Genomic DNA, 23,830 nt, shown 5'->3' with positions numbered 1-23,830 from the left:
GATCGAAGAGGCGGTCGAAGCCGATGGTCGAGCGCCAGAGAGGTTCAAAGTTGTAACTGCGCATAGCCAAATCCTCCAATGAGCAAGTTGGTTACGAGCGGCACCGGACACGACCGGTGCCCGTCTCCAGCCCGGGCCCATCAGGCACCCGGACACCACCGCCTGGGTGGCGACAAAAAAATGAGGAAAACCGGTTTTGGTTTCAAGGGAGCCGCAAAAATTTTGGGCTTTCTTTGCTCGTCAGGCGAACAGCTCGGCGCCGGCCGACGTGAAGGTGACGAAAGTTCCGGATTCGTGCATCTTCAGCCAGCCGCGCTCGACCGCGAGTTTAAGGCCCGCGCCGTACTCGGCCGGGCTGCCGCGGTAACGGAACAGAAACGGCTCATTGATCTTCTCGATGTGGATGCGGCCTTGAATGGGCTCGACGGCGTTGGCGATTTCGAGGATCCGGCGCGCGGCCTTTTCAGGATCGGCATAGGGGCGAGGGGAGGCGTATTTCATCGAGTGCCCATTCTTGCAGGCCCATAGCTTGGTCGGACCTCAGCGCCTCGGTGACCTCACGCCTGGCAGGAGAATCGCGGCTTGATATCGGAGGGGCGCCTATCATCAGGCAGCCGCCGGCGTCCATCTCGATTGCGCGACCGCAGACGCAATGCACAAGTATTTTCGTGGCGCCGCTTTTCGCGCCTCTCGCCGAAGGTGATCTTCTGTTCACGTGACATGCGCCCAATCGCCAAGAATAAGACCCAGCCAAAATTAGCCATTCCGGGGTGACTGGTGGTGGGAGATGGACGAGGCCGCGCTCCCTCAATAGATCACGATCAATGCGGCGCCGGCGATCTCGGGAGCGCCCGCGGGAGGCGCCATCAACACCACCGGTAACGACCGTCAGTCTTGGCGCGTTCACTCCGGCAACGGCCAAATACTGGAGGTTCCTGGTGACCTCGCCCATGTACGAGACGGTCAACTGGTTCAGGCCAAAGTGACGAGGCCTAAGCGGCCGCTTATAGTGGCGACGACTTGATCCGGCACCACGATGTCGCGCGCGCAAACTTACTCGCCACTGGCAAAACGTCTTCCCACGACATCCGATTCAACCCACCAGTAGCGCTGATCGCGCGCAGCAACTCTGGTGCGCAGTTTCCTCGCTGTAAGCGCGCTGCGGCCGGTCGTTCGCTGAGGAACGATCGCCGAGTGGGAAGGTTAGGCCGTGTGCCGGGCTCTCTGGCACCTCTATGTGTGTGAATGGACCGGTGCTTAGCACCGGGGGGCTCCCCGCGTTGCGGTTAATGAGGGAAGAGCGACATGGAGCGGACGCATCGCCTGTTGCGGGATCCAAATGCCCTTACGTTCGACAGATCCCAAATGGCTGCGACGCGTGAATCGGAATTTATCGACGACGGTTCCGTTCCTTTGTTTTTGTCCGAGCCTGATCCACGGCATTTTGCATCGTCTAACCCGAGCCGGCCGACAACCAACCTCACGCGGATTGTTGGGCTTGCTGGTCTGACGTTCGCGATCATCTTAGCAGCGGTATCTTATTCCGATGTCACGCGTGTAATTGTCGACAAAGCAAGATCGGCCGCAAGCGGCGCGATCACGGATCGAGCGGCAAAGCAGGCCGCCTCGAGCAAGCTCGACTCGGAGAATTCAGTCAACGAGGTGGGGCCGGCGACTGTGGCGCGCGGAGAGGCGACCGCAAGCACCGATCACACCGCGCCGCAGGGTCCGACCAAAGCCGAAGCAAAGGGAAATCAACGGGCGGCGCCGTCGAAAGCGCTCGACGCCGAAACATTGCTTTCGCTGGTGACACGCGCCAAGCGCCTGCTGGCGGTCGGCGACGTCGCCCCGGCGCGGTTATTACTTGAACGCGCCGCCGGCGCGCAGGACGCAACCGCCGCGTTCTTGCTGGCGCGGACCTATGATCCGGATGTTCTCGGAGCGCGCGATACGCGAAGCATCACACCCGATCCTGCTGCGGCGCGCGACTGTACCGCAAGGCAGCCAGCCTTGGCTCGGCCGACGCGCAACAGCGTCTCACGAAACTTCAGAACTGATTTATGCATATCAGGAGGATGCCGTGCATAAGTATCTTGGAAAGTTTTTAGCCCCGATGACGATCGTGATGATCATGATGGCTCCCGGTGTTGATGCGGCCCACGCTGAACAGATCGACTATAACCCGGCCAAGGTCAGCGACAGCCTGAGGGCGATCTTCCAATTCGGCTCTGTCTCGACACAGAAAGCACTGAACGCGAACACCGTCACGCTGCTTACCGGCACGATCGGAGGCACCTATGTGCAGTTCGGCGCCGACCTTGCCTCCGTTCTTGATGACGACGGCAAACTGCGGGTGCTGCCGATCGTTGGTCGAGGTTCGGTGCAGAGCGCTGCCGACATCCTTTTCCTGAAGGGCGTCGATCTCGGCATCGTACGCGCGGACACGCTCGACTACCTCGAGAGAAAGGGATTTGCCAGCGGCATTAAGAAGCAGTTCACCTATGTGACCAAGCTCTACAATGAGGAGATGCAGGTTATTGCACCAAAGACCACCAAGAGCCTGGACGATCTCGAAGGCAAAACGGTGAGCGTCGACCTGCCCAATGGCGGCACGTTCGTGACGGCCCTGACCATTTTCGAGCGGCTCGGGATCAAGGCGAACTTCGTTTATGTCGAGCAGCGCATCGCTATGGAAAAATTGAAGAAGGGCGAGATCGATGCCGTCGTCGTGGTTGGCGGCAAGCCGTATTTGTCGGTCACCACCTTCAATAATGACGGCCGCTTTCATCTGGCCGCGGTTTATTATTCAAAGCCCCTGCAGAACGACTATCTGCCAGCGACGCTGAGTTCGAAGGACTATCCGAATTTGATTGCCGAAGGGGAGACAGTCGATACGATCGCCGTGCCGGCGGTGCTCGCAGCATACAACTGGCCACCCAGCTCCGAACGCAGCCGCAAGCTCGCGTTGTTCGTTGACGCGTTTTTCAAGAAATTCGCCACGTTGCAGGGCCCGCCATTCCATCCCAAGTGGAAGGAAGTCTCGTTGCCGGCGCCACTCTCGGGCTGGAATCGCCTGCCGCTGGCGCAGCAATGGCTCGACAAACACGGCGTCGAGCCGCCTAGGCAACGCTTTGAGGTGTCTGGAGAGAACCCCGCCGCCGCTGAGAACCAGTCGGAGACCGACAAGGAAGCTCTATTCCAGCAATTTCGTGCCTGGGCGGCGGGCGTGAACGCACAGGCCCAGACCAGCCCGCGGGAAGGCGTCCGGGCAGGGACACAAGAACGCGCCAAGAAGGTTCGAGACGGGGGCCATGCCTCCCGGTCCGCAACGCAAGCCGCGCCCGTCCGGCACGCGCCCCGCCGAGCGCTACTCGCAAGGCGGCCGATCGAGCAAGGTGCGGTGACCGAATGCCAAGGCTACCGCGGGGCCGACCCGGACCCCTGCAACCGAGGTAGCGAGGAGTCCTGGTGGACACCGTTCTCCGGCGCTACTCCGCCCAACGGCGCAACGACCTCTCCGTCCAGCGGCTTCGCCGAGCGATAGCCTGGCTTCAGGTGAGGCCGTCTGTCGGAACGTATTCGTAAATTATCGAAGCCGCCGCCCAGGCGACAGTCGGTTATCGCAGCGACCGTCTCAGGTCCCGGATGCCAATATCGGGAGCTACCTCGCCGAGCTTATCCGGCGCGCCGAGCGTGCGCACCTCGCTGCTGTCGGACACTGAAATAGCGCGAAGGGCGAGCCCACCAAGCAAAAACAGTGCGACCATGAGGAGCCCGGTTCGGGCCGGCGTGAGATATAGATTTGACCGAAGCGCACCATTGCTGCACCCATGGACGTCGCCTGTGAACGCGCGAACTGATGTCGTTGAGTCATTAGGCGATTTGGTGACATGGCGCTCGCGCTGCGTTCGCCGATTGGGCTTGGATCCTGCCCAGCGTCCGGCGGCGGGGGTCGCACTCGCCCCTGTACGTGCTATTTCCGCCCAACTAGCCGTCGATGCCTAGATGCCCGCGATCTCGAGGATCCGGCGGACGGCTTTTTCTGGGTCGGCGTAGGGGCGGGCGCTGGCGAACTTCATGCCGCAGCCTTGTCTTCCTTGTCAGCGCCTCGTGCAACCTTGCGATCTGGTTGAACGGCCGCGCATCCGAGCTGAGGTGTGCCAACAATAAGCATGAGCCGTCCGGGCGGTCACCGGAAGGCTCTTTGCCGCAATTGCCGGTTCGTGACCGGTTCCATTGCTTGATTTCGGCGAGGCCGTGAAAACCGAGCGGTCTTCGGACTGGCCTCTGATCGTTCGGTATTGAGCCCCGCGCGACTGACGATGAGACTAATCGATAAAATTCTAACGACAATCGAAACAGAAAATTAACGTTACTTTCCCGGCGAAGTGTGGGGAGCGATGCCGCGTTTATTGCAACGCGATTCCGACGCCAGTATCAACGCTAGGCGAACAGATCAGCGCCTGCCGATGTGAACTTAACAAATGTTCCGCTGTCATGAATTTCCAACCAGCCTCGTTCAATAGCACGCTTTAGGCCGGCGCTATATTCCGCGGGCGTGCCCTTGTCGCCGAACAGGAAAGGGCCGTTGAGCTTTTCGATATAGATGCGACCATCCTGGATCGGTTCGAAGGCGTGCGCGTGCTCCAACAGGCGTCGCGCAGCCTTCTCAGGTTCGGCGAAAGGACGCTCAGCGGCGTACTTCATTATTTTCCTCGGAAGCGCTGTTGACTGTTTTCGCAATTTCCAGGAGCGCCATCGCCAGTGCAAATGCGTCTGTAGAATAGGTGTTGCTACTGTCGCTAATGGTGACTTGCGTGCACCTTCCGACGACTTGCCACTCGACGGCCTTTGCAAACGCTTCCTTCGCGGTTGCGGTCGTCACCGCCAGCGTTTGACCGTCCGCGGAGGCTTGCACCAAAAATGGCATGCGCTCTGGATATCCGAGTCTGCGGTTCTATCCGACAGTCGAGGGTTGCGCCTGCAACGAGGCGTTCGCTGTAGTGGTCTACTTACGAAAAAGCTTTGCTGCGGTCTCGTTGAGCTCGTCGCGGTCGCGGCCGATTTTTCGCATCAGCTCTTGGGCCTGCTCAAGCGAGATGTCGTACTTCTGCACGAAGTAGTTGCGTTATACGGAGCGTCTGACGTGCGCCGTCGGACGCCGCTGCTGCGCTTCTTTAGCTTCGCCATGCCCAGAGCTTTCGGACATCGGATCCAAGACGGCCCGCACCGCAGGGAATTCTAGACTCCGGCAAACTACTGAGGCGCAAATCACGGACGGCAACCTAAGGGGATCAATTCGGAACAAATGGAAAACAATCGGCAGAATCTGGCGCTCAATTATGCCAAGGACACTCAAATTCTGCCGACTGCGCTCGCCGGAGGGCACACGCCGGCCGTCTTTCCGAAACTAGGGGCTTGATTTGCCTCGGCCTGAAGGGTCGCCAGTTCGATAATTGCGCCCGACAGATCCATAGCGGCTACCTCGACCTGGTCTAACTCGGCCAGTTCAGCCAGCTTCGCCAGCGCGTCTTGGCCGTGTCCACCACCACCGAAAAAGCGCCGTCGCTGTCTTTGATCCTGGCATGTATCCAATAGGCCATTCGCTGGATCATGCTCCTGAGTTCCAAAGCACGCCACTGCTAATTTCAAGCATTGGCATCGCTGCTGGCCCAGTCCCCAATACCCAGCGGTTTGCCAACTCGTTCACCTTTTGTGCTATATCCGCGGAATGAAAAGCGCCCGTGAAATCGAAATCCTGTTCAGGCGGCTTCGCCTCTACGACCGGCTAGAGCGCAGGGCGGAAGGGCTCGTCCGCACAATCCAGAGGGTAATGAGGGAGTGCTATGGGTCTGAACCACGTCCGTTCCGATCGATCACATGCGCGTCCAAGTCGGAAGACAGCGTAAGGAGATCCTCCAGCTTCAACGCGCCGGCATCGGAACGGCATCGGCTGGGCTTTTGCTTGGGAGAATGCTGGCGAAGATCGAAGACCTTTGCGCCGAGCGGGACCGGCTCAAGAAGGAGGAGGGCGGTCAACGAAGGGGCGCGTGCTTGGCGGCCGGAGCTGGTGATGCGCGAACAATTGAAATGGTACGACGAAAAGGCGGATAACTCGCCCTGGATCGACGTGCTCGCGGAACTGCGCCAGCGTGCCACGCGTGAAGGTCACTGCTACCAGCACGTCCAGGCGATCACCGTTGCGATCGACCAATACGCAGAGAAGGCGCTGGGCAACCGGGACTACTTTCTCAACAAGCCCTACGGTGTCGGTTAGCTTTGCGCGACGAAGCGGGCGGATTACGATTTCCTGGAAATTCAAGGCGGGCCGGGCCGTTCACGCTGGCTGGCCATTTTCGCCTCTCTTTGCGTGTCGGCTGCGGTACTGGACTGTTCTAAGTTGATTTCCTAACTAGCTTGCCGTCATAAATCCGTAATTTTACGGCACCGAACCTTTCCCCCGTTCCAGCACTTGGATAGTGGAAAGGCTCGGGCAAATCGTAGGGTGCGTGATGACAGGACATACACAGTTGGCAATCACACCACGGAACCGCTTTCTCGAAGCAGTGCAAAGCGAGTTGGCCGCATTCGAGCGACGTGAACGGGAGTTCCGCGAAAAGGACCGACAAGAGCGAGCTAAGGAATTGCAGATTCCTGCCGATCAGCTTCTGAACAAGCGAACCTCACCCATTGCTCAGCGCTTCTGACAGCATCCAAAAGCAATTCTTGCCCCTTGGCTGCGCCTGCTCCATCATCGATCGCTTGTCTTGCTTTCTGGATGGTAAGAAAAGTGGACTGCCGCACGTCGTCACCAGCTACCAACTTGTTGTCGATCACAATGGATGCAAGCTCGGCAGCTCTTTCCAAATTGCTATCGCCCGCATGCGGATGCGCTGTATTGAGCAGCGCGTGAACCTCGTGTGCTGTAGCACAGTTGTCTCATGTGAAATCCTCCCGGCCAGCAACGCTGTCTTCCTGTTCAAAATGAGTTTTGATGAAGGTCGAACTGTTCAGTCAGCCAATGCGGCCCTCTATTCCACTAGGCGAAGGGTGCGGCGCCTTTTCATTCGAACGAGAGCGTTGACGACCTCATCTCTATCGAGGACCGCGATGAGGCTGTGCACCGTCTGGCTAGCGTCGATACCGGGCCACACGTATTCCCCAAGGATGCGCCTGGCATCTTCCAGAGCCCGCAATACAATTTCCTGATCCGTGTTGTTCATGGTACGCGCCTAACGCTGCGCGGATTCAATTCGATTGGCCCAACGATCGTTCCTACGGCGGGCTCACCCAGGCGGGGTTGCCTGGTAAGGCCACCCGCGAAACGTCGCTCGCCCGGCCGTCTAGAACGTATCCATCATCGTATATGAACAAAACTGTGACCTGAACGTCTTCCTTTGATGGAGATGGTCTATGGATCAGCTTGAAGATCCCCGGGAACTAGAGCGCAAGATCGACCAAGCGACCCGGATTGCTTCGCGCATCACTGACCAGACGACCGTGGAGCGGCTGAGGGCTTGGATTGAGGATCTCAGGCAGAGGCTGCGGCAGCGTCTGGAGGCGAGACGCACAAAGCAGGCGATCAGTGCACGCGCCAGGGAAATTTGGGAACAGAACGGATGCCCTGCAGACCGCGACTTGGACTTTTGGCTTCAAGCTGAATCTGAGATCAGCGAGCGCCAGCGGCAGTAATCGACTGCCTCAGGACTGGCCGCTCGGACGTGTGCCTGAAGGTCTCGATGTGAACCAGTTGCCATAGCTCCACGTCGTGGCCGTCAACGAGCTGCCTGGCGAGCCCAATAGCCTCGCTCTCATCGTTGCACCGCAGATCAACGCGATTCTGGACATGGCCGTCTGGCCCCATGATGAACGCGCGGTACTCTTGCATCTGCCGGCTCCCAACAGAGACTGAGAGACCCATAAATGCTTTGCGCGTATGTCCAGTTCCAGATCCGCAGCTCTTACCAGACCTGCACAGGGACGTCAGGTATCCGGCGGAAAGTAGTATCGCAGCGTCAGGCGAGTTTTCATTTTGTGTGCGCGCGAGAACAAATACCGAAGCCGCCGTGCCGCTTCCGTGCGGCTCGGAACAATTAGCAGCCAGTTGTAACAGCTTGATTTTTCTTGCGCCGGTTCGCCTCGGTGCTCTGGAAGCCGCCTGGAGCAAGCAGATTTTGTAGCCGCCAGACTTGGCGTAGACAAGTAGCCTATGCATCGCAGTTCTTGGATAGGGACGATCGTGCTTGGCACGGGAAAAATAAAATCAAGACCCGTCTAATTGCCAATCTCGATCCGGCCGACTGGGATCTTCCGCCGAAGCCCAAATGGATGCGCTGGTCAACGTACCGCAATTATGAAGCGCGTTTTGATCAGTTCGAGGCAATTCTAGATTTCGGTTGCTCAGAGCTACTACAAAATTGATCGGAAAAAATATCAAATGAAATCAAAGGCTGATTGCGAGTTGGCCAACAGATTCCCGTGGCCCCGACTGAGACGAACGAGGCGAAGCAACAGCCGCCGGAGATGGGGGCATGAAAGAACAGCCTTGGCATCGACGCCACGCAATCCAGCTTGCCGCGCAGCTACCCGAGAGCAGAGAGGACGCGCTTTTGATCCTCGACGCGGCAAGGCGGCTGCGTCATGACGGCGAAAAAATTCAAGATTGGGCCTTCTTCGCCTTCAGCCCCAACTCTACAACCCGGCGGATGGCTTCAGAGCTATTGGAGCGTCCAAACGTAGATGCCGCAGCACAAAGCTATCAAGAGGAAGATTGCCCATTTCCAGGGTGGCGATGAATGCATCTTGTCTCCTAAGCGATTGCGGATTTGGTGCATTCGGAAAAGGAGACCAAGTTGCAGCCTCTTTCGTTGCCGCCGCTGAGGACACCCGTCAGGCTACGTTCCGAAAGCCGGGCAAAGCCCGGCTTTTGGCCGGGCGATTTGCAAGTAAGAATAAGTGAATGACCGTATGGAAGTGAATGGCACAATGTTAGGGCAGCCAAACTCGGACTGTCTGTGAACTGTTCACATTTACGGCGATTGTTTTCGCAGCCGGCGGCTTCTGATAAGGCAACGGCCCCAGCTACTGGAAAGAAAGCTGGGCCCGCCTTCTCCCGGTTTGGGGCTTTGGGGGCTGAAAACCGGAAGCCCGTTCCGACTCTCTCAGCCCACAGAAGTTCCAATCATCCCTGTTTATTCCAACCTCCCAACGGTCTGGGCTTGTCTGAGCAAGCTGGTTACGCGAATTAGCGGAGCCCGCCGTTCACGCTGGCGGGCCCCTTCTTTGGGCGCTATCCAGTATGTGTGACTACAATGGAACCGACGGCCGGTCATCTGCATATTAGGATCGGAACTTGCAAACCCTACGGTCAGGACCCGTAAGCAAGAGGTTGTGTCATGCAGCGTCGCCGATCCGCCCCCCACACCTTTGAAGAGAACATTGCTGTCGAGAAGACCAAGCTGGAAGCTCAACTCGCCACGCTCAAACCTGGTCCTGAGTTCGACGCCATACGCAAGAAGATCAGGCAACTTGATACTGCGTCCCATATGGCCGGGTGGCTTTCGCCGCCGGGACTTCAGCCGCCAAAGGCATTTTGAAACCTCGAGCACTACCGGCTGTTATCCCGCATCACCGATCGGAATTGGCAATTGTCGGTGACTGAGAGTGCCCAATGCTCCCGCCTGATCCAAGCGGTGAGCCCATGTGCGACCAATGCGCTAAAATCGATGAGAGCATCGCCCGCTACAAGCGGCTCAGAGATCAGATCAACGACAAACAGACGCAAGAAGCAGCCGACCGCTGGCCGAACTTGAGGCAAAGAAAGCCGCCCTGCATCCCGAATAAGGCCGCCTCAGTTGGCGGGCCATGTTCGGGTGAACCTTTGGCGCCGAAGGGCGACCAACATTTATTCGGGACTTTGTTCACCCTCCCGGGGCAGAGATTCAGCGCCGCCAGCGACCGTTTCAACGCTAGGCGGCGTTGCGTTGTCCGAGTGTCCTAGCCTCTGTTGAATTGACTTCCGTTGTTCCAGGGTTGAAACTTGGGAAACAAAATCGGGACATCGAACGTGCAGGACTATCTGGCGCAGATCGAAAAGCTCCGAAAAGACGCAGCCGAATGCGCTCTGATCCGGGATCTCGCCGCGGACCAAGCCAAGCGCGAGTTGTTTGACCGGCTCCACAGTCATCTCACGGTCCTCGCGGACCAAGTTGAACAGGCGCTGCTACAACGAAGGACGGGGACGTAAGGCCGCGGCGGCCTCTATCTTTTCAAGCACGTCGTACTCAAAGGCTACGCCTTCGGGATCGTTTTCCCCGAACCAGGTTTCCGCGGCGTCCGTGGTGGCGAAGACCTTGAGGTGATCGCGGTCGCCAACCTGCTTGCTGGTGTCGACAAAAACAGTCATTGGTCCCTCTTGAGCTTCGGCTTCCCCCAATGTGTCTCTTTGCGATCGGGATTGAACACCCGCTCGACACCACGGTTCAACGCCTTCATTCCCCCAATCCTGGCCATCATCGTCGGGCCACCGCGGCTGCATAACAGCAAGACCTCGATCGCCGTTTGCCATTCCGGCAAGTCGGATTCCTTCTTCGGCAGCTTCGTAATGTAGTCGGCCGCGTCCTTCAGCGTGAGCAGCTTCCGGCCGTCGGGCAAGACGATGGGATCCTCGAACGGGGCGGACCAGGGCAATAATATTACTCAGGCAAATGATCTTGGATGTTCCGTCCCAGCACAGCCTATTCCTAGCGGCTTGTCATCTTGTTCACGTTTTTTACTATCGTGAAATGAAGACCAATCGGGAAATGGAAATCCTGTTCAGGCGGCTTCGCCTTTACGACCGGCTAGAGCGCAGGGCGGAAGGGCTCGTCCGCACAATCCAGAGGGCAATGGAGGAGCACTATGGATCTAGATCACGTCCGGACCGAAATCGAGCACATGCGCGTCCGAGACGGAAGACAGCGTGATGCGCGAACAACTGAAATGGTATGACGACAAGGCTGATAACTCGCCCTGGATCGACGCGCTTACCGAGGTGCGGCAGCGGGCCACGCGAGAGGGTTACTGCTATCAACACGTCCAGGCGATCACCGTTGCAATCGATCAGTACGCAGAGAAGGCGCTGGGTAACCGCGACTACTTTCTCAACAAGCCTACGGCGTTGGCTAGCGGCGCTGTCGGTCTTTGCGATTATGCCCCGCCGGTTCGCGCTGGCGGGCCGTTGTGTTGCGACATGGTAGCCGGCCGCAATGGTGCGCCGCAGATCAGAATGCGTAAGTCGTGATCATCGGCCGCTTACCCGGCTGTGCCGTTCTCTTCGCGCGATCAAGAATGTCAATTCGACTTTGATGGTCGTATTGCGCCAAAAGGTCCCCGCTGAGCACGGTGCCGGATACATCACTGAGAGGCGTTCACAGTTACGACCACATCCGGAATGCCGCAGTCACAGGTTCTCGCGGATATTCTGCTGCATCTATTCAATCATCAGGCGCATCATCGCGGCCAAGCCCATGCCTGTCTCTCTATTCTTACTGGTGGTGAGCCGCCGTCGTTGGACTTATTGGACTTTCAAAGAGGCGGCTCAGCGCCAAACCTCGAAAAGTTCATTGCCAGCAAACCAGCGGATTGCAAGAAAGACAAGGAGCGCGACGACCGCCGTGGTCCGTAGTCGCGCTCGCAACGGTTGCCTTGAGCGAATTGCGGGGTGGATTAACGAGCCACGCAAGATCAGCATCGACACCCGATGTTACGGTAGTTCGATTGCTGGGAGTGCAGGACGAAAACTCTTTGCTGGGCCGGTCAGCTTGACTACACCGCCTGGCTAGCCGTCGAAACGGTAGTGCGCTGGGCGGCGATAGATTCGGACGCGCTTCCCGGCATCCAGCGGGAACGAGCTGAATTAGTTGACGCGCTTGCTGTCCAGATAAATATGCTCCATCAATGGGTACGCTGTAGACAGAGCGGCCTTTGCTTCCTGGCTACCGACCGCGAATGATGAACCTTGGTCCGCCGTAGCCGCGATTGTAGTAGCCGGGGCCAGCGTAGTAGTTGTAGCCCCGGCCGGGGAAATAGCTGGGGTCATAGTAATAGCGCAGGACATAGCGCGGTCCTCGGGTCCGCCAGCAGCGTCCATAATACTCGTTGCAGACCAGACCGACCTGATCGACGTTGGAGACTTCGGCGGAGCCGATCGTCGTCGCGTTGAGGGGCGCGGCGGAAGTGGCGGATGCGAGCAGCGCAGCACCGAATGCGCCCAGTGCGATGGCCTTCATGGAGTTCTCCCGTCGGTTGGGCGAGATAATCGATCTCTGACGAGGCGTATCGGGACTCAACCGTGGCCTCGAGGATCGAACTGTTCCCCGGATTCCCCGAATGCCGGCCGTGCGGCAGGTCGAGATCGGTCCACAATAAACCAATTCGGTAGCCGGGACCGAGTCGTTCGAAGCTGATATCAGTGCTCCGAAACACTCTCAGTTTGATATCCAGGCGATGAGATCGATGTGCTCGCACGCAAGCCCGCTAGACGCGACCAGCCGCGTTGCTACTAACGCGGCTTGCTCGTCCCCGGGGGATATTCTCAATCGCTTCCAGGGTTTCGGCACGCACGTCCTTATAGTGCTGGGCGAAGACGGCTCAGAAATTAAGCTGGATCAATCCGAACCAGCCATGCGCGACTTTGCCCGTCCCGCCGACGCTCACCGGGTAGTCCCAGTTGGCTGAATATTCCACGGCCACCTTCAGCCCATCCATCACCCACTCGCCTCCGGTAAGGAAAAGCCGGTGTTGCGGCACGAATCCGATCCGGGTCGGTATGCCGTTTTGCAGGATCGACACACCCGCCATGTCTTGGCTGCCGGAATATCCCACCGAGATGAAATTGCCCTGCGCGCCGATCTCAGTTATCCATGGGTTCCAGTCAAACTGGTAGGCAATCGAGGCCTGCCACGTCATCGGCATCATGTTCCGCGCAATGCCGAGCCCATCGATAAACCTGGCGTCCTGAATTGCGGCATTTACCTCGCCGACGACCGCGAACGGACCGAAACTGGCTTTGACGCTCGCGGCCACTCCAGGAATCCGGCCGATCTGATTCAGGAATGGCAGGTAGGACGAATGCAGAAACCTGCTTTCGAAAACCGAGGTGTCATAGTCGACGTGGAAGTCAAAGGTCCACGGACAAATCAGCGAGTTCGTCAACTGGTCATAGGGCACGCCGCAATGGCCCCTCGTCCGGAAACCGAGACTGGCATTGTAATCGTCGATTTTCGTCCGGCCGGGGATGATGCTGTCGCTGCCTCTGTAGGTCATGACTGAGCCGTAGAAAGGTGGCGGGTCGAAGGGGAATGTGACTGGGGTAGGCCGGAACGGACGCTCAGGAAGCGGGGTGTAGCCGAGCCAACGCGCGAGTTGGCTCACCGCCGGTGCGATAACCAACGGACTAACTCGCGGAACAACGACAGGCGCCGGCGGCGGCTGCCGCGGTGGGGTTGGCCACGCGAATTCCAGGCCTCCAGCAGTCTGACGGTTTTCAAACACCTCGGTCGTCAGCGGAGTGCCGATCGATAGCGTATCCAGGCGTGCCACGCCCGTGGACGTACCGAAATGCAAAACCTCCACGCCGAAGCGGGCCGCGATCGGGAATTGCATCAGATCGCCTACCAAAACGTGAGTCCGATCAAGCGTGAAGCGATCCACGCCTATGCCAGCGATGTTGGTCGGCACCACCGGTTGATTCCCGGTCGGGAATATTGCACCGGTGCCTTTGTCGAAGTGCAGAACCAGAGCACCGGTCAACCAGTCGCTCATCTTGATATCGAAATCGAGTTCCGCTGTGCCGAGCGACAGGTTTTCATGGGCAGGGCCGGTGAATGAGTCGGTCCGCGAGGCCAGGCCTTCAATCACGCCGCTCAGCGAGAGGAAGCTATTAATTTTCGGTCCGGTCTTCGAGAGCGAGTCCCCGATGATCTGTCGCGTCGCGTTTTCTTGCGCCGCCCAGCCGATCTCCAGCTCCCTTATACGCGCGTTAAGCGGCCTCTTCGCTGCGGCTTCGGACAAATCCGGCTCGGGCAGAACGGGCGGAGCGACGGGCGGCGCCACAATAACCGTGGGGGCGGCAACCGTGGGGGCGGCTGCCGCCGCTGTCGCGGCAGATGCCGGACGTTGGCGCGCCGGAGCGGGCTTGACACGCCGCGTCGCCGACGCGCCTTCCAGGGCACTGAGACGTCCGGAAAGTTTGCGGTTCTCCGCCTTGAGCTCCCCAAGCATGCGTCGGAGAGCTGCCACATCCTCGCTCTCCGCGGCGGCGGCATAAGAAGGGACAAGCAGGACGAGGCTGAACAATGCCGGCACAACGCGAAAGATGAATGGGTACTCACCGTAGACGCGATGCCAACCGCGCACCGCTGACTCCACCATCTCAGTTTCTGCTGATTGCCGACGTCGCCTGGATCCAGTAACGAACCGATCCCGTTTACCCGAGATCATGCGCGACCTCATTACGACTGTAGTTCGACGTCATTCAATTAGCCGAACTAACTCGCCCACAATTCGCTCGCGCCAGATTCTCTCCGCTAGCATTTCATTCGTGATGTCGACTGCAGAATAGAGTCCCAGTCATCAAGACGAATCAAACAATTGCCGGACGCCCCTCAACAACGTTAGGACCACAATGACACTGATGGCGAATTACTCAATCGCCACGAAGTGATGTATCTGAAGTGATGTATCCGGATTGAGGGTGTGGCCGCGAACTACCATCGATCTGTTCGGCAACTTCAAGTGGCGGCAGATGCTTGTGTATTTGCGCGCAGTCCAATTTGGGTAAACCAACGTGACCCAATCCGGGTAGCACCCAAATGGGTAGATTGTGCTAACAGAAACATCAACTTAAAATGCAACGTCGCCTTAATCTTGTTAGAAAGGCGACAATGTGGAATTTCGATTGCGGCGAAGCCTCACGATCGTGTAAGCGCGAGCAAATTTAAGCCGGCGCAAAATCAATAGAAAATTCGAACTCGTGCTGCGTTGCTCTGCGAGCGACACAGCGGTCAGAAAATCCCGCATTCAACGGGCCCTCTCAAATGGAGTTCGATTTCAACTAGAGGTCAAATACAACTAGAGGCCAAACGGAGGGGAGCTCGAAATGTTGGCGTGGCTCATTTCCTCTAGCGTGCGTTTACGCACCCTCGTTGTGGTTGTCGCTGGCGGCCTTCTGATCCTTGGCGCCGTCGACGTCAGAAACAAGCCGCTCGACGTCATCCCCGAACTTGCGCTGCCCTCGCTCACCGTGAAGACGGAATCGCTTGGCCTCTCCAGTGCCGAGGTCGAATCGTTGATTACCGTGCCGCTGGAGGCGGACCTGCTCAATGGTGTGCCGTGGCTCCAGGTCATCCAGTCGGAATCGATGGCGGGACTTTCGACGATCGAAATGATCTTCGCGCCCGGCACCGATCTGATGAAAGCGCGCCAGATGGTGCAGGAGCGGCTGACGCAGGCGCACGCGCTGCCGAACGTCTCCAGCCCGCCGGTTATGCTTCAGCCGGTTTCCTCGGCCAGCCGAGTGATGAACATCGGCCTGAGTTCGAAATCCGTCTCACTGATCGACATGTCCGTTCAGGCGCGCTGGAATATCGCGCCGCGTCTCGCCGGAGTTCCGGGTGTGGCGAATGTCTCGATATGGGGTCAGCGCGAGCGGCAGGTGCAGGTGCTTGTCGATGCCCGGAACCTGAACAAGAAGGGCGTCAAGCTCGATCAGGTGATCAAGACGACCGGTGAGGCGGTGTGGTCCTCGCCGCTCACCTACCTGAACTCATCCACGCCCGGCACCGGCGGCTTCATCGAAACGCCGAACCAGCGGCTCAGCATCCGTCACCAGCTGCCGATCTCCACCGTGCGTACCTTCGCCAAGGTGCCGCTCAGCGGCACGACCACGAGCGTCGGCGACGTCGCCTATCTCGTGGAGGGGCATCAGGCGCTGATCGGAGACGCCATCGTCGGCGAAAACCCCGGCCTGATGGTGGCGATCGAGAAATTCCCCGGCTTCAACACATTGGACGTGACGCGCGGCGTTGAGCGGGCGCTCAACGAACTGAAACCTGGGCTGCCCGGTATCGAGATCAATCCGACCATCTACCATCCTGCCAGCTTCATCGAACGCGCGACCAGCAATCTGGGCAAGGCCATGCTCATTTCGATCATCCTGGTCGCCATCGTGCTTGGCCTTCTGATGGACAGCTGGAGGACCGCGGTTATCGCTTTGGTTGCGATCTCATTGTCATTCGTTTGCGCTGAACTGCTGTTAAAGGCCGCCGGAATCCCGCTTAGCATGGTGGTGGTCGGCGGCCTGCTGATGGCGTCCGGCGTGATCGTGCATGACGGCATAATCGACGTCGAAAATGTGCTGCGCCGCTTGCGTGCGCCGCAACGCGACGGTCAATCCGGCTTCATGGTCGTCGTCCGTGCGATGCTGGAAACGCGTCGGCCGATGCTGTACGCATCGCTGATCGTCTTGCTCGCGGTGCTGCCAGTTCTGTTCATGCAGAGTCGGTCCGCCGCGTTCTTCGCGCCGATGGCCTGGGCCTATATTGCCGCCGTGTCCATCTCGATCCTGGTGGCGTTGATCGTAACCCCCGCGCTGGCCGCGGTGCTGCTCGCCAATGCGCCACTGACCCCGACGGGCAGTTGGGTGATCAATAGGTTGGCCAGGCCTTTCGATCGGATCATCGGCCGCGTCATCCGCGCGCCGCTCACCTGCATCGGTGCCTGCGTCGTGGCGGCGATCGCGTGCTTCGCGCTCTGGAGCCCGCTCGAACGCGATATAGTACCCAGCCTCAGAGAGACGGATCTGGTGATCGAATGGCAGGGGCCGCCCGGTATGTCGCTGCAGGCAATGACCCGATCGACCGAGAACTTGATCCGAGACCTGCGGGAGATTCCCGGAGTGCAGAACGCCTTCGCCGATCTCGGACGGGCGTTGCTTTGTAACTGCGAACGCGCAACGGACGTGAACGCCGGGCACGTGTGGGTCAACATCGATCCGAAGGCCGATCGCGAAACAACCGTGGATGCCGTCGAAGCTGTCATCACCGCCTATCCCGGGATGCGGGGCAAGCTTGGGACATACCTGTCCACGAAGCTGCGCGAGGCGCTCACCGGTGACCCGGATAGCCTCACCGTCCGTGTCTATGGCAACAGCCTTGAGATCCTTCGTGCCAAGGCGGAGGAGATCCGCGCAGCGATGGCGAAGATCCCCGGCATTGAAAACCCCCGGGTCGAATTACAGGTCGAAGAACCCTCGATCGAAGTCAAGGTGGATGTCGATCGCGCGGCTGGCTACGGCCTGAAGCCGGGCGATGTCCGCAGGGCGACCTCCGCGATGGTCGGCGGCATCACCGTCGGTGCGCTTTTCGAGGACCAGAAGGTTTTCGATGTGGTTGTCTGGGGGCGTCCGGAGTTGCGCGACAACATCGATGACGTGCGGAATCTGATGATCAATAGCGAGAGCGGGTCCCAGGTTCGCCTGGCCGAGGTTGCGGACGTCCGCATCGCGCCGGCCACCAGCATCATCCAGCGACAGGGGTCCTCGCGTCGTATCGATGTTTCCGCGAAAGTGGATGAGCGGGCGCTTGGTGATGTGGCGGATGATGTCGCCAGGAATGTCAAACAGATCGCATTCCCGTTCGAGCACCGTGCCGAGGTGCTCGGCGAATACAAGGAACAGCGAGCCGCCCTGCGATCGATATACAGCTACATGGCGGCGGCGTCGGTGTTGATGTTTCTGCTGACGCAGGCGGTGCTCCGCAGCTGGGCACTCAGCGCCCTGTCGCTGCTCGGTGTACCCGTCGCTGCACTCGGCGGCCTGGCGGCGGCCGCGATCAATGACGGTCACTTCTCGCTTGGTTCTCTGCTGGGTCTGGCAGCGGTGCTCGCACTGATGGTGCGGCAGGGTATAGGTCTGGTTGCCCATTTCCAGCATCTGCAATTGAACGAGGGTGAGCCGTTCGGCGAACAGCCGGTGCGTCGCGGCATGCAGGAACAGTTCCCGAGCATCATCGCGTCATCGATGACGACGCTCGCGCTGGTGCTTCCGTTCGCGATCATGGGCGATGTCGCCGGACTCGAAATCGCGCACCCGCTCGCGCTCTCGGTCTTGGGCGGCGTATTTACCATGACGCTGGGAACATTGTTCGTGCTGCCGGCGCTTTACCTGCGGTTCGGCGCCGGCTGGACCGCCGATCGGCTCGATCTTGAAATGGAGACCGCGTCATGACCGCCGCGCGCTTCACTTCGAACGTTGTGAAAGGGAGAAACGTCTCATGGCGCGCTTCAGCGTATTGATGGTCGCCGCGTCCACCGCCTGCCTCGCCGCGTCGTGTGTCTCAGCCCCGGCCGCGGAGTCGGACGTCAAAAAGAGCGCGCCCGCGCGGGTCGAGGCCACGAATGACGCAAAGATCAAGAAGATCACGCTCACGCCAAAAGCGGCGGAACGGCTCGGTATCCTCATTGACGAGGTGCGCGCCGATCCGTCGGGCCGCCGGATCGTGCCATACGCATCTGTTCTCTACGATCTGACCGGAAAGACGTGGGTCTATATCAGCGCCGATCCGTTGACCTTCGTTCGCGGCGCGGTGGTGATCGATACCATCAAGGGCGACAACGTGTACCTGACTGACGGGCCACCCACCGGCACGAAGGTGCTTGCGGCGGGAGTGCCGGAGGTCTTCGGAACAGAGGTGAAGGTAGGTCACTAGCTGCGCGTAAATTGTTTTTCCACAGCGGCTTCGGCCCGAGTGGGGGGATGTTTTTCCGATGATGAGGCTGATTATTGGCTCTAGTCTGCGCTTTCGTTATCTCGTCCTCGCCCTTGGCGTGGTGCTGATCTGGTTTGGCCTGGCGCGCCTGCGCGACGTGCCAGTGGATGTATTCCCGGAATTCGCGCCGCCGCGGGTCGAGATCCAGACCATCTGTCTTGGGCTTTCATCCGCCGAAGTTGAGCAACTTGTCTCGGTGCCGCTGGAAAACGCGCTCAACGGCGTCCCTGGCGTCGACGTGATGCGGTCGAAGTCGGTGCCGCAACTGTCGTCGATCCTGCTGATCTTCAAGCCGGGGGCCGACGAAATCCGCGCGCGGCAACTGGTCAGCGAGCGCATGGCGCTCGCGAGCAAGACCCTGCCGACATGGGCCTCGCCGCCCTTCATGATGCCGCCATTGTCCTCGACCAGCCGGATCATGAAGGTCGGCATTACCTCAAAGGACAAGTCCGTGATGGACTTGTCGATGCTCGCCTATTGGACCATCCGGCAGCGGTTGCTCGGCGTTCCCGGCGTTGCGAACGTCGCGATCTGGGGAGAGCAGCTCAAGATGCTTCAGGTCATGGTTGATCCGAAGCGCTTGGCCGAGGTGGACGTTACGCTCGACCAAGTGCAGGAGGCGGTTTCCGATGCCCTCGACGTTGGCCTGCTGCGCTATGCCCGCGGCGCGCATATCGGCACCGGCGGCTTCGTCGAAACACCCAATCAGCGCTTTCAACTCAGCTTCGTTGGCGTCGGCGTTACGCCGGAGACGCTGGCCAAGGTGCCGGTGACCAAACCGGCCGGGAAGCCGCCGCTATTGCTGAGCGACGTGGCCAATCTTGTCTACGCACCGCAGGGCATGATTGGCGATGCCGTAATCAACGACGGCCCGGGCCTCATGCTCATCGTCGAAAAATTCCCCTGGGGCAACACGCTCGCCGTCACCCGCGGGGTGGAGGAGGCGCTGGAGAGGATGAAGCCCGGCCTTCCAGGGGTCGAGATCGATACGACAATTTTCCGGCCAGCGACTTTCGTCGAGGACTCGATCGCCAATCTGTCGTGGGCGTTATTGCTGGGCTGCGTGCTGGTCGTGGGAATCATATTCATCTTCCTTTACGAATTGCGCACCGCGATCGTCTGCATCGTCGCAATTCCGCTGTCGCTGCTCGCGGCGGGCCTCGTCCTGTTCCAGGCCGGCGCCACCGTCAACACGATGATGCTGGCGGGCTTCGTGATCGCGTTGGGGATCGTCGTCGACGACGCGATCATCGACGTCGAGAACATCATGCGGCGCCTGCGTCTCGCGCGGCGGGCGGGAGATGCGCGGAGCACCGCGCGCATCGTTCTGGACGCTTCGCTCGAGGTGCGGGCGCCGATCGTCTACGCTACGCTCATCGTGGTCGTCGCGGTCGTGCCCGTGCTGTTCATGGAGGGCCTGACTGGATCCTTCTTCAAGCCGCTGATTACGGCCTATGTGCTCGCAATTGCAGCCTCCCTCGTCGTGGCGATGACGGTGACGCCGGCGCTCTGTCTCCTCCTGCTGCGTAACGCGCGGCTCGAAGGGCGCGAATCGCCGGTAATCGTCTGGCTGCAGCGCCGCTACGCGCCCTTGCTGGAACGGGCCACTCGAACGCCGCGCGCAGCCTATGTCGCCGTCGGTGTCGTGACGCTCGTGGGGATCTGCGTTTGGCCACTGCTCGGGCACTCGCTGCTGCCTTCGTTCAAGGAGCGCGACTTCCTGATGCACTGGGTCACCACCCCCGACACGTCGCTTCCGGAGATGCTACGCATCACGACCCGCGCGAGCAGGGAACTGCGCGCCATTCCGGGTGTACGCAATTTCGGCGCCCATATTGGCCAGGCCTTCGCCGCCGATGAGGTCTACGGCGTCCATTTCGGGGAGAACTGGATCAGCATCAGCAAAGACGCCGACTACGACAAGACCTATGCCAAGGTCGAGGAAATGGTGGACGGCTATCCCGGCCTCTACCGCGATGTGCAGACCTATCTGAAGGAACGCATTCGCGAGGTCCTGACCGGGGCTGGCGAGGCGATCGTCGTCCGCATCTTCGGCCCGGATCTGGAGGTACTGAGGGACAAGGCGGAGGAGGTTCGCGCTGCACTCGCGGACTCTCCGGGCCTCGTCAACCTGCACAAGGAGTTGATGGTCGAAGTGCCGCACATTCAGGTGACGGTGAAGCTGGACGAGGCACAACGCCACGGTCTGAAGCCGGGTGATGTCCGGCGTGCCTCCGCGTCACTGATGGCCGGAACCGAGGTCGGCGATGTTTTCATCGAGGGACGCACCTACGACGTGCAGGTGTGGACCGCGCCGGAAGCCCGCCACAGCATGGAATCGGTCCGCGACATGTTGATTGACACGCCGACCGGGCAGCGCGTCCGGCTGTCCGAGGTGGCCGATGTCAGCATTCAGCCGACACCAAATGCCATCAAGCGCGAGGCAAGCTCCCGTCGGATCGACGTGCAGGCCAATGTCCGGGGCCACGATCTCGCCGCCGTCGCTGTGGAGGTGCAGTCGCGCCTGCAGAAGATGGCGTTTCCACTTGGCTATTACGCGGTGCTGCAAGGCGAGTATGCGGAACTGCGCGCCACCCGCGAGCGGCTGCAACTGTTCGCCCTGTTGGCGCTCGCCGGCATATTCATACTTCTGCGACAGTCTTTCGACAGCTGGCGTCTGGCCGCGCTCAGTTTCCTCACCCTTCCTTCGGCACTGGTGGGCGGCGTCCTCGCGGCGTGGCTCGCGGGCGGCGTAATTTCTCTTGGCTCGTTGATCGGTTTCCTGACCGTGCTTGGCATCGCCGCCCGCAACGGGATAATCATGATCAACCACTTCCAGTATCTGGAACGCCATGAGGGAGAGGCGTTCGGCATGAACCTCGTGCTTCGCGGCGCGAGCGAGCGGTTGCGGCCGATCCTGATGACGACCGGTGCCGCCGGGCTGGCGATTCTGCCGCTGGTGATTTTCGGCGACCTGCCGGGGCACGAGATCGAATATCCGATGGCGGTCGTCATCCTGGGCGGCCTCGTAACATCGACGCTCCTAAACCTGTTTATCTTGCCAGCATTTTATCTTCGTTTCGGTCGCGGTACCGGCGCGCTGATGGAGAGTCTGACTGTTCCGGGGGCGGTACGAGTCTCTGGGAATGTCTGAAATGAACTTGAGTTTGGAGGAGCCTACGATGGCAAAGGCAGCGATCAGATATTGTCAGGAAACGATGGCCTTGGTTGGGCTTGTGACTTTCATTTATCTCGGACTGTCCAGCGGCGGCGCTATGGCGCAGAAGAGCAAAGCTCCTGAGGACGCGCTGGAAGCGTTCGATCGCAACAATTTCGATAACTCCGCCAACGTCGACAACAAATGGTTCCCGCTGCAGCCAGGGACTCAGGTGGTCTACAAGGGGTTCACCGAGGAGGACGGGAAGCGCGTTCCCGCTCGCGTGGTGCAGACCGTGACGGACCTCACCAAGGTAATCAACGGCGTGCGAACCGTCGTCGTCTGGGATGTGGACTACAAGGAGGGCAAGGTGAAGGAATCGGAGATCATTTTCTTCGCGCAGGACAAGGACGGCACTGTCTGGCTGCTGGGTGAGCTGCGTGAAGTATACGACGAGGCGGAGTTCGTGGGCAACAGGGCCTGGCTCGCTGGCCTGGATGGCTCGCATGCAGGAATCATGATGAAGGCAGACCCGCGTCCGGGGACACCAAGCTACTCTCAGGGCTACGCGCCGCCCCCGTTCAACTGGGCGGACCGCGGAGCCGTAGAAAAAGTCGGTCAGAAGGCCTGTGTTCCGGCCGGCTGCTACAAGGACGTTCTGGTGATCGCGGAGGGCAGCAAGCACGAAGGGCCGGACGCTCAGCAGCTCAAGTACTACGCAGCCGGCGTGGGCTATATCAAAGTCGGTTGGAGGGGAAAGGGCGAAAAGCTGCGTGAGACCCTGGAGCTGGTCGAGGTCGTGAAGCTTACCCCTGATGCGTTGGCGAAGGCCCGCGCCGAGGCCCTGGAGATAGAGAAGCGCGCCTACCTCTATGGTCGCACGCCGCCCGCCGAACTGATGAAGGGTGCGACAAATGCAAGAAGCCGGTGAGTATTTCGCCGGCCCTGTAGAGGGTGCCGGCGAAGCGTCCGACTGGTCCAGAATCGGTAGGAGGACCTGTGGGAGGTTGATGTGAACACGATGCATCGCCACAACAGCTGGATTGCCGCCATCGGCGCTTTGTTCGCCATGGCCTATCAGCTGGCGGGAGCAGCGGCCGAGGATGGTCGCTTCGAAGAGCTCTCCGTCTATCTCGAGCGTAACGTGCAAGACCGCGATGCCGAGATCCGGTTCGATGTGACCGGCGCCACGGATGGGCTCGCGGCGCTGAAAGTATTGGCGCCCGGCGAGCGCACGGTGATCGACCTCAGAACGCCGGACTCGAAGTTGGGAGTTCGCAGTCTTACGCTCGAATCGCCCGAACCCGATGACGACAAGATCGTCCGCGCCGATTTCCCGGCGGGCGCCTATCGCTTTGAGGGAACGACGACCAAGGGGGTGAACCTGCGCGGCGAGGCGCAGTTGAGCCACGTATTCCCCGAACCGGCCGCATTCGAATATCCGCGGCCGGACCAGAAGGACGTACCCGTCACCGCTCTCACCCTGAGATGGTCCGTGCCGAAGGGGATCGAGGCCTGCGCCATCGTGGTCGAGCAAACCGGTTCGGCCTACGAAATCCGGGCACTGCTGCCGGGTTCGGCAAGATCCTTCACTGTACCTGATGGGTTCTTGCGCGCCGGCAAAGCCTACAAATTCGCGATCGGGACCGTCGCGAAGGACGGCAACCGGTCCTTCATCGAAGCTGGCTTCACCACTGCGAGGACTCGATGAACCAGGCCCGCCCGAGCCCGTCAGACTGGCCCGAGACGAACAGGCGATGCCCTGCCTTCTGTCCGGGAACGGCAATGCACCCGCGCATGCTCTCGCTCATCGGCCAAAATGAGGACGAAACAATTGCAACCTTGGGCGACGTTTGTCCGGACCGCC

20 protein-coding genes and 1 pseudogene are annotated in these 23,830 nt (G+C 59.8%); 12 read left to right on the top strand and 9 right to left on the bottom strand.

What is annotated here, in order from left to right; genetic code table 11:
- Nucleotides 1-240: 240 nt before the first annotated feature.
- The gene (locus tag IVB22_RS39815; protein ID WP_247522588.1) at nucleotides 241-501 is read right to left on the bottom strand and encodes a hypothetical protein; all 261 of its coding nucleotides are present in this window, start codon (nucleotides 499-501) and stop codon (nucleotides 241-243) included.
- A gap of 1,612 nt (nucleotides 502-2,113) precedes the next feature.
- Between IVB22_RS39815 and IVB22_RS39810 the strand changes: the two are divergent.
- Nucleotides 2,114-3,250 (top strand): annotated as a pseudogene (locus tag IVB22_RS39810) (TAXI family TRAP transporter solute-binding subunit); the annotation flags it as partial.
- Between the two features lie 1,193 nt (nucleotides 3,251-4,443).
- On the opposite strand, the gene IVB22_RS39805 reads toward IVB22_RS39810, so the two are convergent.
- On the bottom strand, nucleotides 4,444-4,707 hold the full coding sequence (locus IVB22_RS39805; RefSeq protein WP_247522587.1) for a hypothetical protein: 264 nt from the start codon (nucleotides 4,705-4,707) through the stop codon (nucleotides 4,444-4,446).
- Nucleotides 4,691-4,930, bottom strand: a complete 240-nt coding sequence (locus IVB22_RS39800; protein WP_247522586.1) for a hypothetical protein — start codon at nucleotides 4,928-4,930, stop codon at nucleotides 4,691-4,693. The genes IVB22_RS39805 and IVB22_RS39800 overlap by 17 nt, the downstream gene beginning before the upstream one ends.
- A gap of 1,143 nt (nucleotides 4,931-6,073) precedes the next feature.
- Here IVB22_RS39800 and IVB22_RS39790 point away from each other — a divergent pair.
- Nucleotides 6,074-6,277 (top strand): hypothetical protein, encoded by a 204-nt coding sequence (locus tag IVB22_RS39790; RefSeq protein ID WP_247522584.1) that lies wholly within the window; start codon nucleotides 6,074-6,076, stop codon nucleotides 6,275-6,277.
- A 359-nt stretch (nucleotides 6,278-6,636) separates the two neighbouring features.
- Here IVB22_RS39790 and IVB22_RS39785 read toward each other — a convergent pair whose 3' ends face one another.
- Together IVB22_RS39785 and IVB22_RS39780 are read right to left on the bottom strand one after the other, a co-directional pair.
- A complete protein-coding gene (locus tag IVB22_RS39785; RefSeq protein WP_247522583.1) occupies nucleotides 6,637-6,867 on the bottom strand; it encodes a hypothetical protein in 231 nt (76 codons plus the stop codon).
- 164 nt (nucleotides 6,868-7,031) lie between these two features.
- Nucleotides 7,032-7,223 (bottom strand): hypothetical protein, encoded by a 192-nt coding sequence (locus IVB22_RS39780; protein ID WP_247522582.1) that lies wholly within the window; start codon nucleotides 7,221-7,223, stop codon nucleotides 7,032-7,034.
- 190 nt (nucleotides 7,224-7,413) lie between these two features.
- Between IVB22_RS39780 and IVB22_RS39775 the strand changes: the two genes are divergently transcribed.
- From IVB22_RS39775 to IVB22_RS39765, 3 genes are all read left to right on the top strand, one after another.
- Nucleotides 7,414-7,692: a DUF2934 domain-containing protein gene (locus IVB22_RS39775; RefSeq protein WP_247522581.1), complete on the top strand. Its 279-nt coding sequence runs from the start codon at nucleotides 7,414-7,416 to the stop codon at nucleotides 7,690-7,692.
- A gap of 839 nt (nucleotides 7,693-8,531) precedes the next feature.
- Nucleotides 8,532-8,795, top strand: a complete 264-nt coding sequence (locus tag IVB22_RS39770) for a hypothetical protein (protein ID WP_247522580.1) — start codon at nucleotides 8,532-8,534, stop codon at nucleotides 8,793-8,795.
- Nucleotides 8,796-9,395: 600 nt separating this feature from the next.
- Nucleotides 9,396-9,596 (top strand): hypothetical protein, encoded by a 201-nt coding sequence (locus IVB22_RS39765; protein WP_247522579.1) that lies wholly within the window; start codon nucleotides 9,396-9,398, stop codon nucleotides 9,594-9,596.
- A gap of 626 nt (nucleotides 9,597-10,222) precedes the next feature.
- Here the strand turns inward: IVB22_RS39765 and IVB22_RS39755 are convergent.
- Together IVB22_RS39755 and IVB22_RS39750 are read right to left on the bottom strand one after the other, a co-directional pair.
- Nucleotides 10,223-10,405 carry a hypothetical protein gene (locus IVB22_RS39755; RefSeq protein WP_247522577.1) on the bottom strand — a complete coding sequence of 61 codons (183 nt, stop codon included), beginning with the start codon at nucleotides 10,403-10,405 and terminating at the stop codon, nucleotides 10,223-10,225.
- The gene (locus IVB22_RS39750; protein WP_247522576.1) at nucleotides 10,402-10,689 is read right to left on the bottom strand and encodes a hypothetical protein; all 288 of its coding nucleotides are present in this window, start codon (nucleotides 10,687-10,689) and stop codon (nucleotides 10,402-10,404) included. The genes IVB22_RS39755 and IVB22_RS39750 overlap by 4 nt, the downstream gene beginning before the upstream one ends.
- Nucleotides 10,690-10,960: 271 nt before the next feature.
- On the opposite strand from IVB22_RS39750, the gene IVB22_RS41770 reads away from it, so the two are divergent.
- On the top strand, nucleotides 10,961-11,281 hold the full coding sequence (locus tag IVB22_RS41770) for a hypothetical protein (RefSeq protein ID WP_308200513.1): 321 nt from the start codon (nucleotides 10,961-10,963) through the stop codon (nucleotides 11,279-11,281).
- Nucleotides 11,282-11,431: 150 nt separating this feature from the next.
- A complete protein-coding gene (locus IVB22_RS39740) occupies nucleotides 11,432-11,665 on the top strand; it encodes a DinB family protein (RefSeq protein ID WP_308200512.1) in 234 nt (77 codons plus the stop codon).
- Nucleotides 11,666-11,975: 310 nt separating this feature from the next.
- Here IVB22_RS39740 and IVB22_RS39735 read toward each other — a convergent pair whose 3' ends face one another.
- A complete protein-coding gene (locus IVB22_RS39735; protein WP_247522575.1) occupies nucleotides 11,976-12,269 on the bottom strand; it encodes a hypothetical protein in 294 nt (97 codons plus the stop codon).
- A gap of 361 nt (nucleotides 12,270-12,630) precedes the next feature.
- Nucleotides 12,631-14,412, bottom strand: a complete 1,782-nt coding sequence (locus IVB22_RS39730; protein ID WP_247522574.1) for a hypothetical protein — start codon at nucleotides 14,410-14,412, stop codon at nucleotides 12,631-12,633.
- Between the two features lie 727 nt (nucleotides 14,413-15,139).
- On the opposite strand from IVB22_RS39730, the gene IVB22_RS39725 reads away from it, so the two are divergent.
- The 5 genes from IVB22_RS39725 (at nucleotide 15,140) to IVB22_RS39705 (ending at nucleotide 23,674) form a co-directional block, all read left to right on the top strand.
- Nucleotides 15,140-18,265 carry an efflux RND transporter permease subunit gene (locus tag IVB22_RS39725; protein ID WP_247522573.1) on the top strand — a complete coding sequence of 1,042 codons (3,126 nt, stop codon included), beginning with the start codon at nucleotides 15,140-15,142 and terminating at the stop codon, nucleotides 18,263-18,265.
- A 46-nt stretch (nucleotides 18,266-18,311) separates the two neighbouring features.
- Nucleotides 18,312-18,746 (top strand): hypothetical protein, encoded by a 435-nt coding sequence (locus tag IVB22_RS39720; RefSeq protein WP_247522572.1) that lies wholly within the window; start codon nucleotides 18,312-18,314, stop codon nucleotides 18,744-18,746.
- Between the two features lie 58 nt (nucleotides 18,747-18,804).
- Complete coding sequence (locus IVB22_RS39715) at nucleotides 18,805-21,960, top strand: efflux RND transporter permease subunit (RefSeq protein ID WP_247522571.1); 3,156 nt, start codon at nucleotides 18,805-18,807, stop codon at nucleotides 21,958-21,960.
- Between the two features lie 28 nt (nucleotides 21,961-21,988).
- Nucleotides 21,989-22,894: a hypothetical protein gene (locus tag IVB22_RS39710; RefSeq protein ID WP_247522570.1), complete on the top strand. Its 906-nt coding sequence runs from the start codon at nucleotides 21,989-21,991 to the stop codon at nucleotides 22,892-22,894.
- 81 nt (nucleotides 22,895-22,975) lie between these two features.
- Nucleotides 22,976-23,674, top strand: a complete 699-nt coding sequence (locus IVB22_RS39705; RefSeq protein ID WP_247522569.1) for a hypothetical protein — start codon at nucleotides 22,976-22,978, stop codon at nucleotides 23,672-23,674.
- Nucleotides 23,675-23,830: the final 156 nt, after the last annotated feature.

It is taken from the genome of Bradyrhizobium sp. 190 (genome assembly GCF_023073415.1).
Lineage (GTDB): Bacteria > Pseudomonadota > Alphaproteobacteria > Rhizobiales > Xanthobacteraceae > Bradyrhizobium.
The sequence above is the reverse complement of the archived record's forward strand: the minus strand, read 5'-3'. Positions and strand labels throughout refer to the sequence as shown.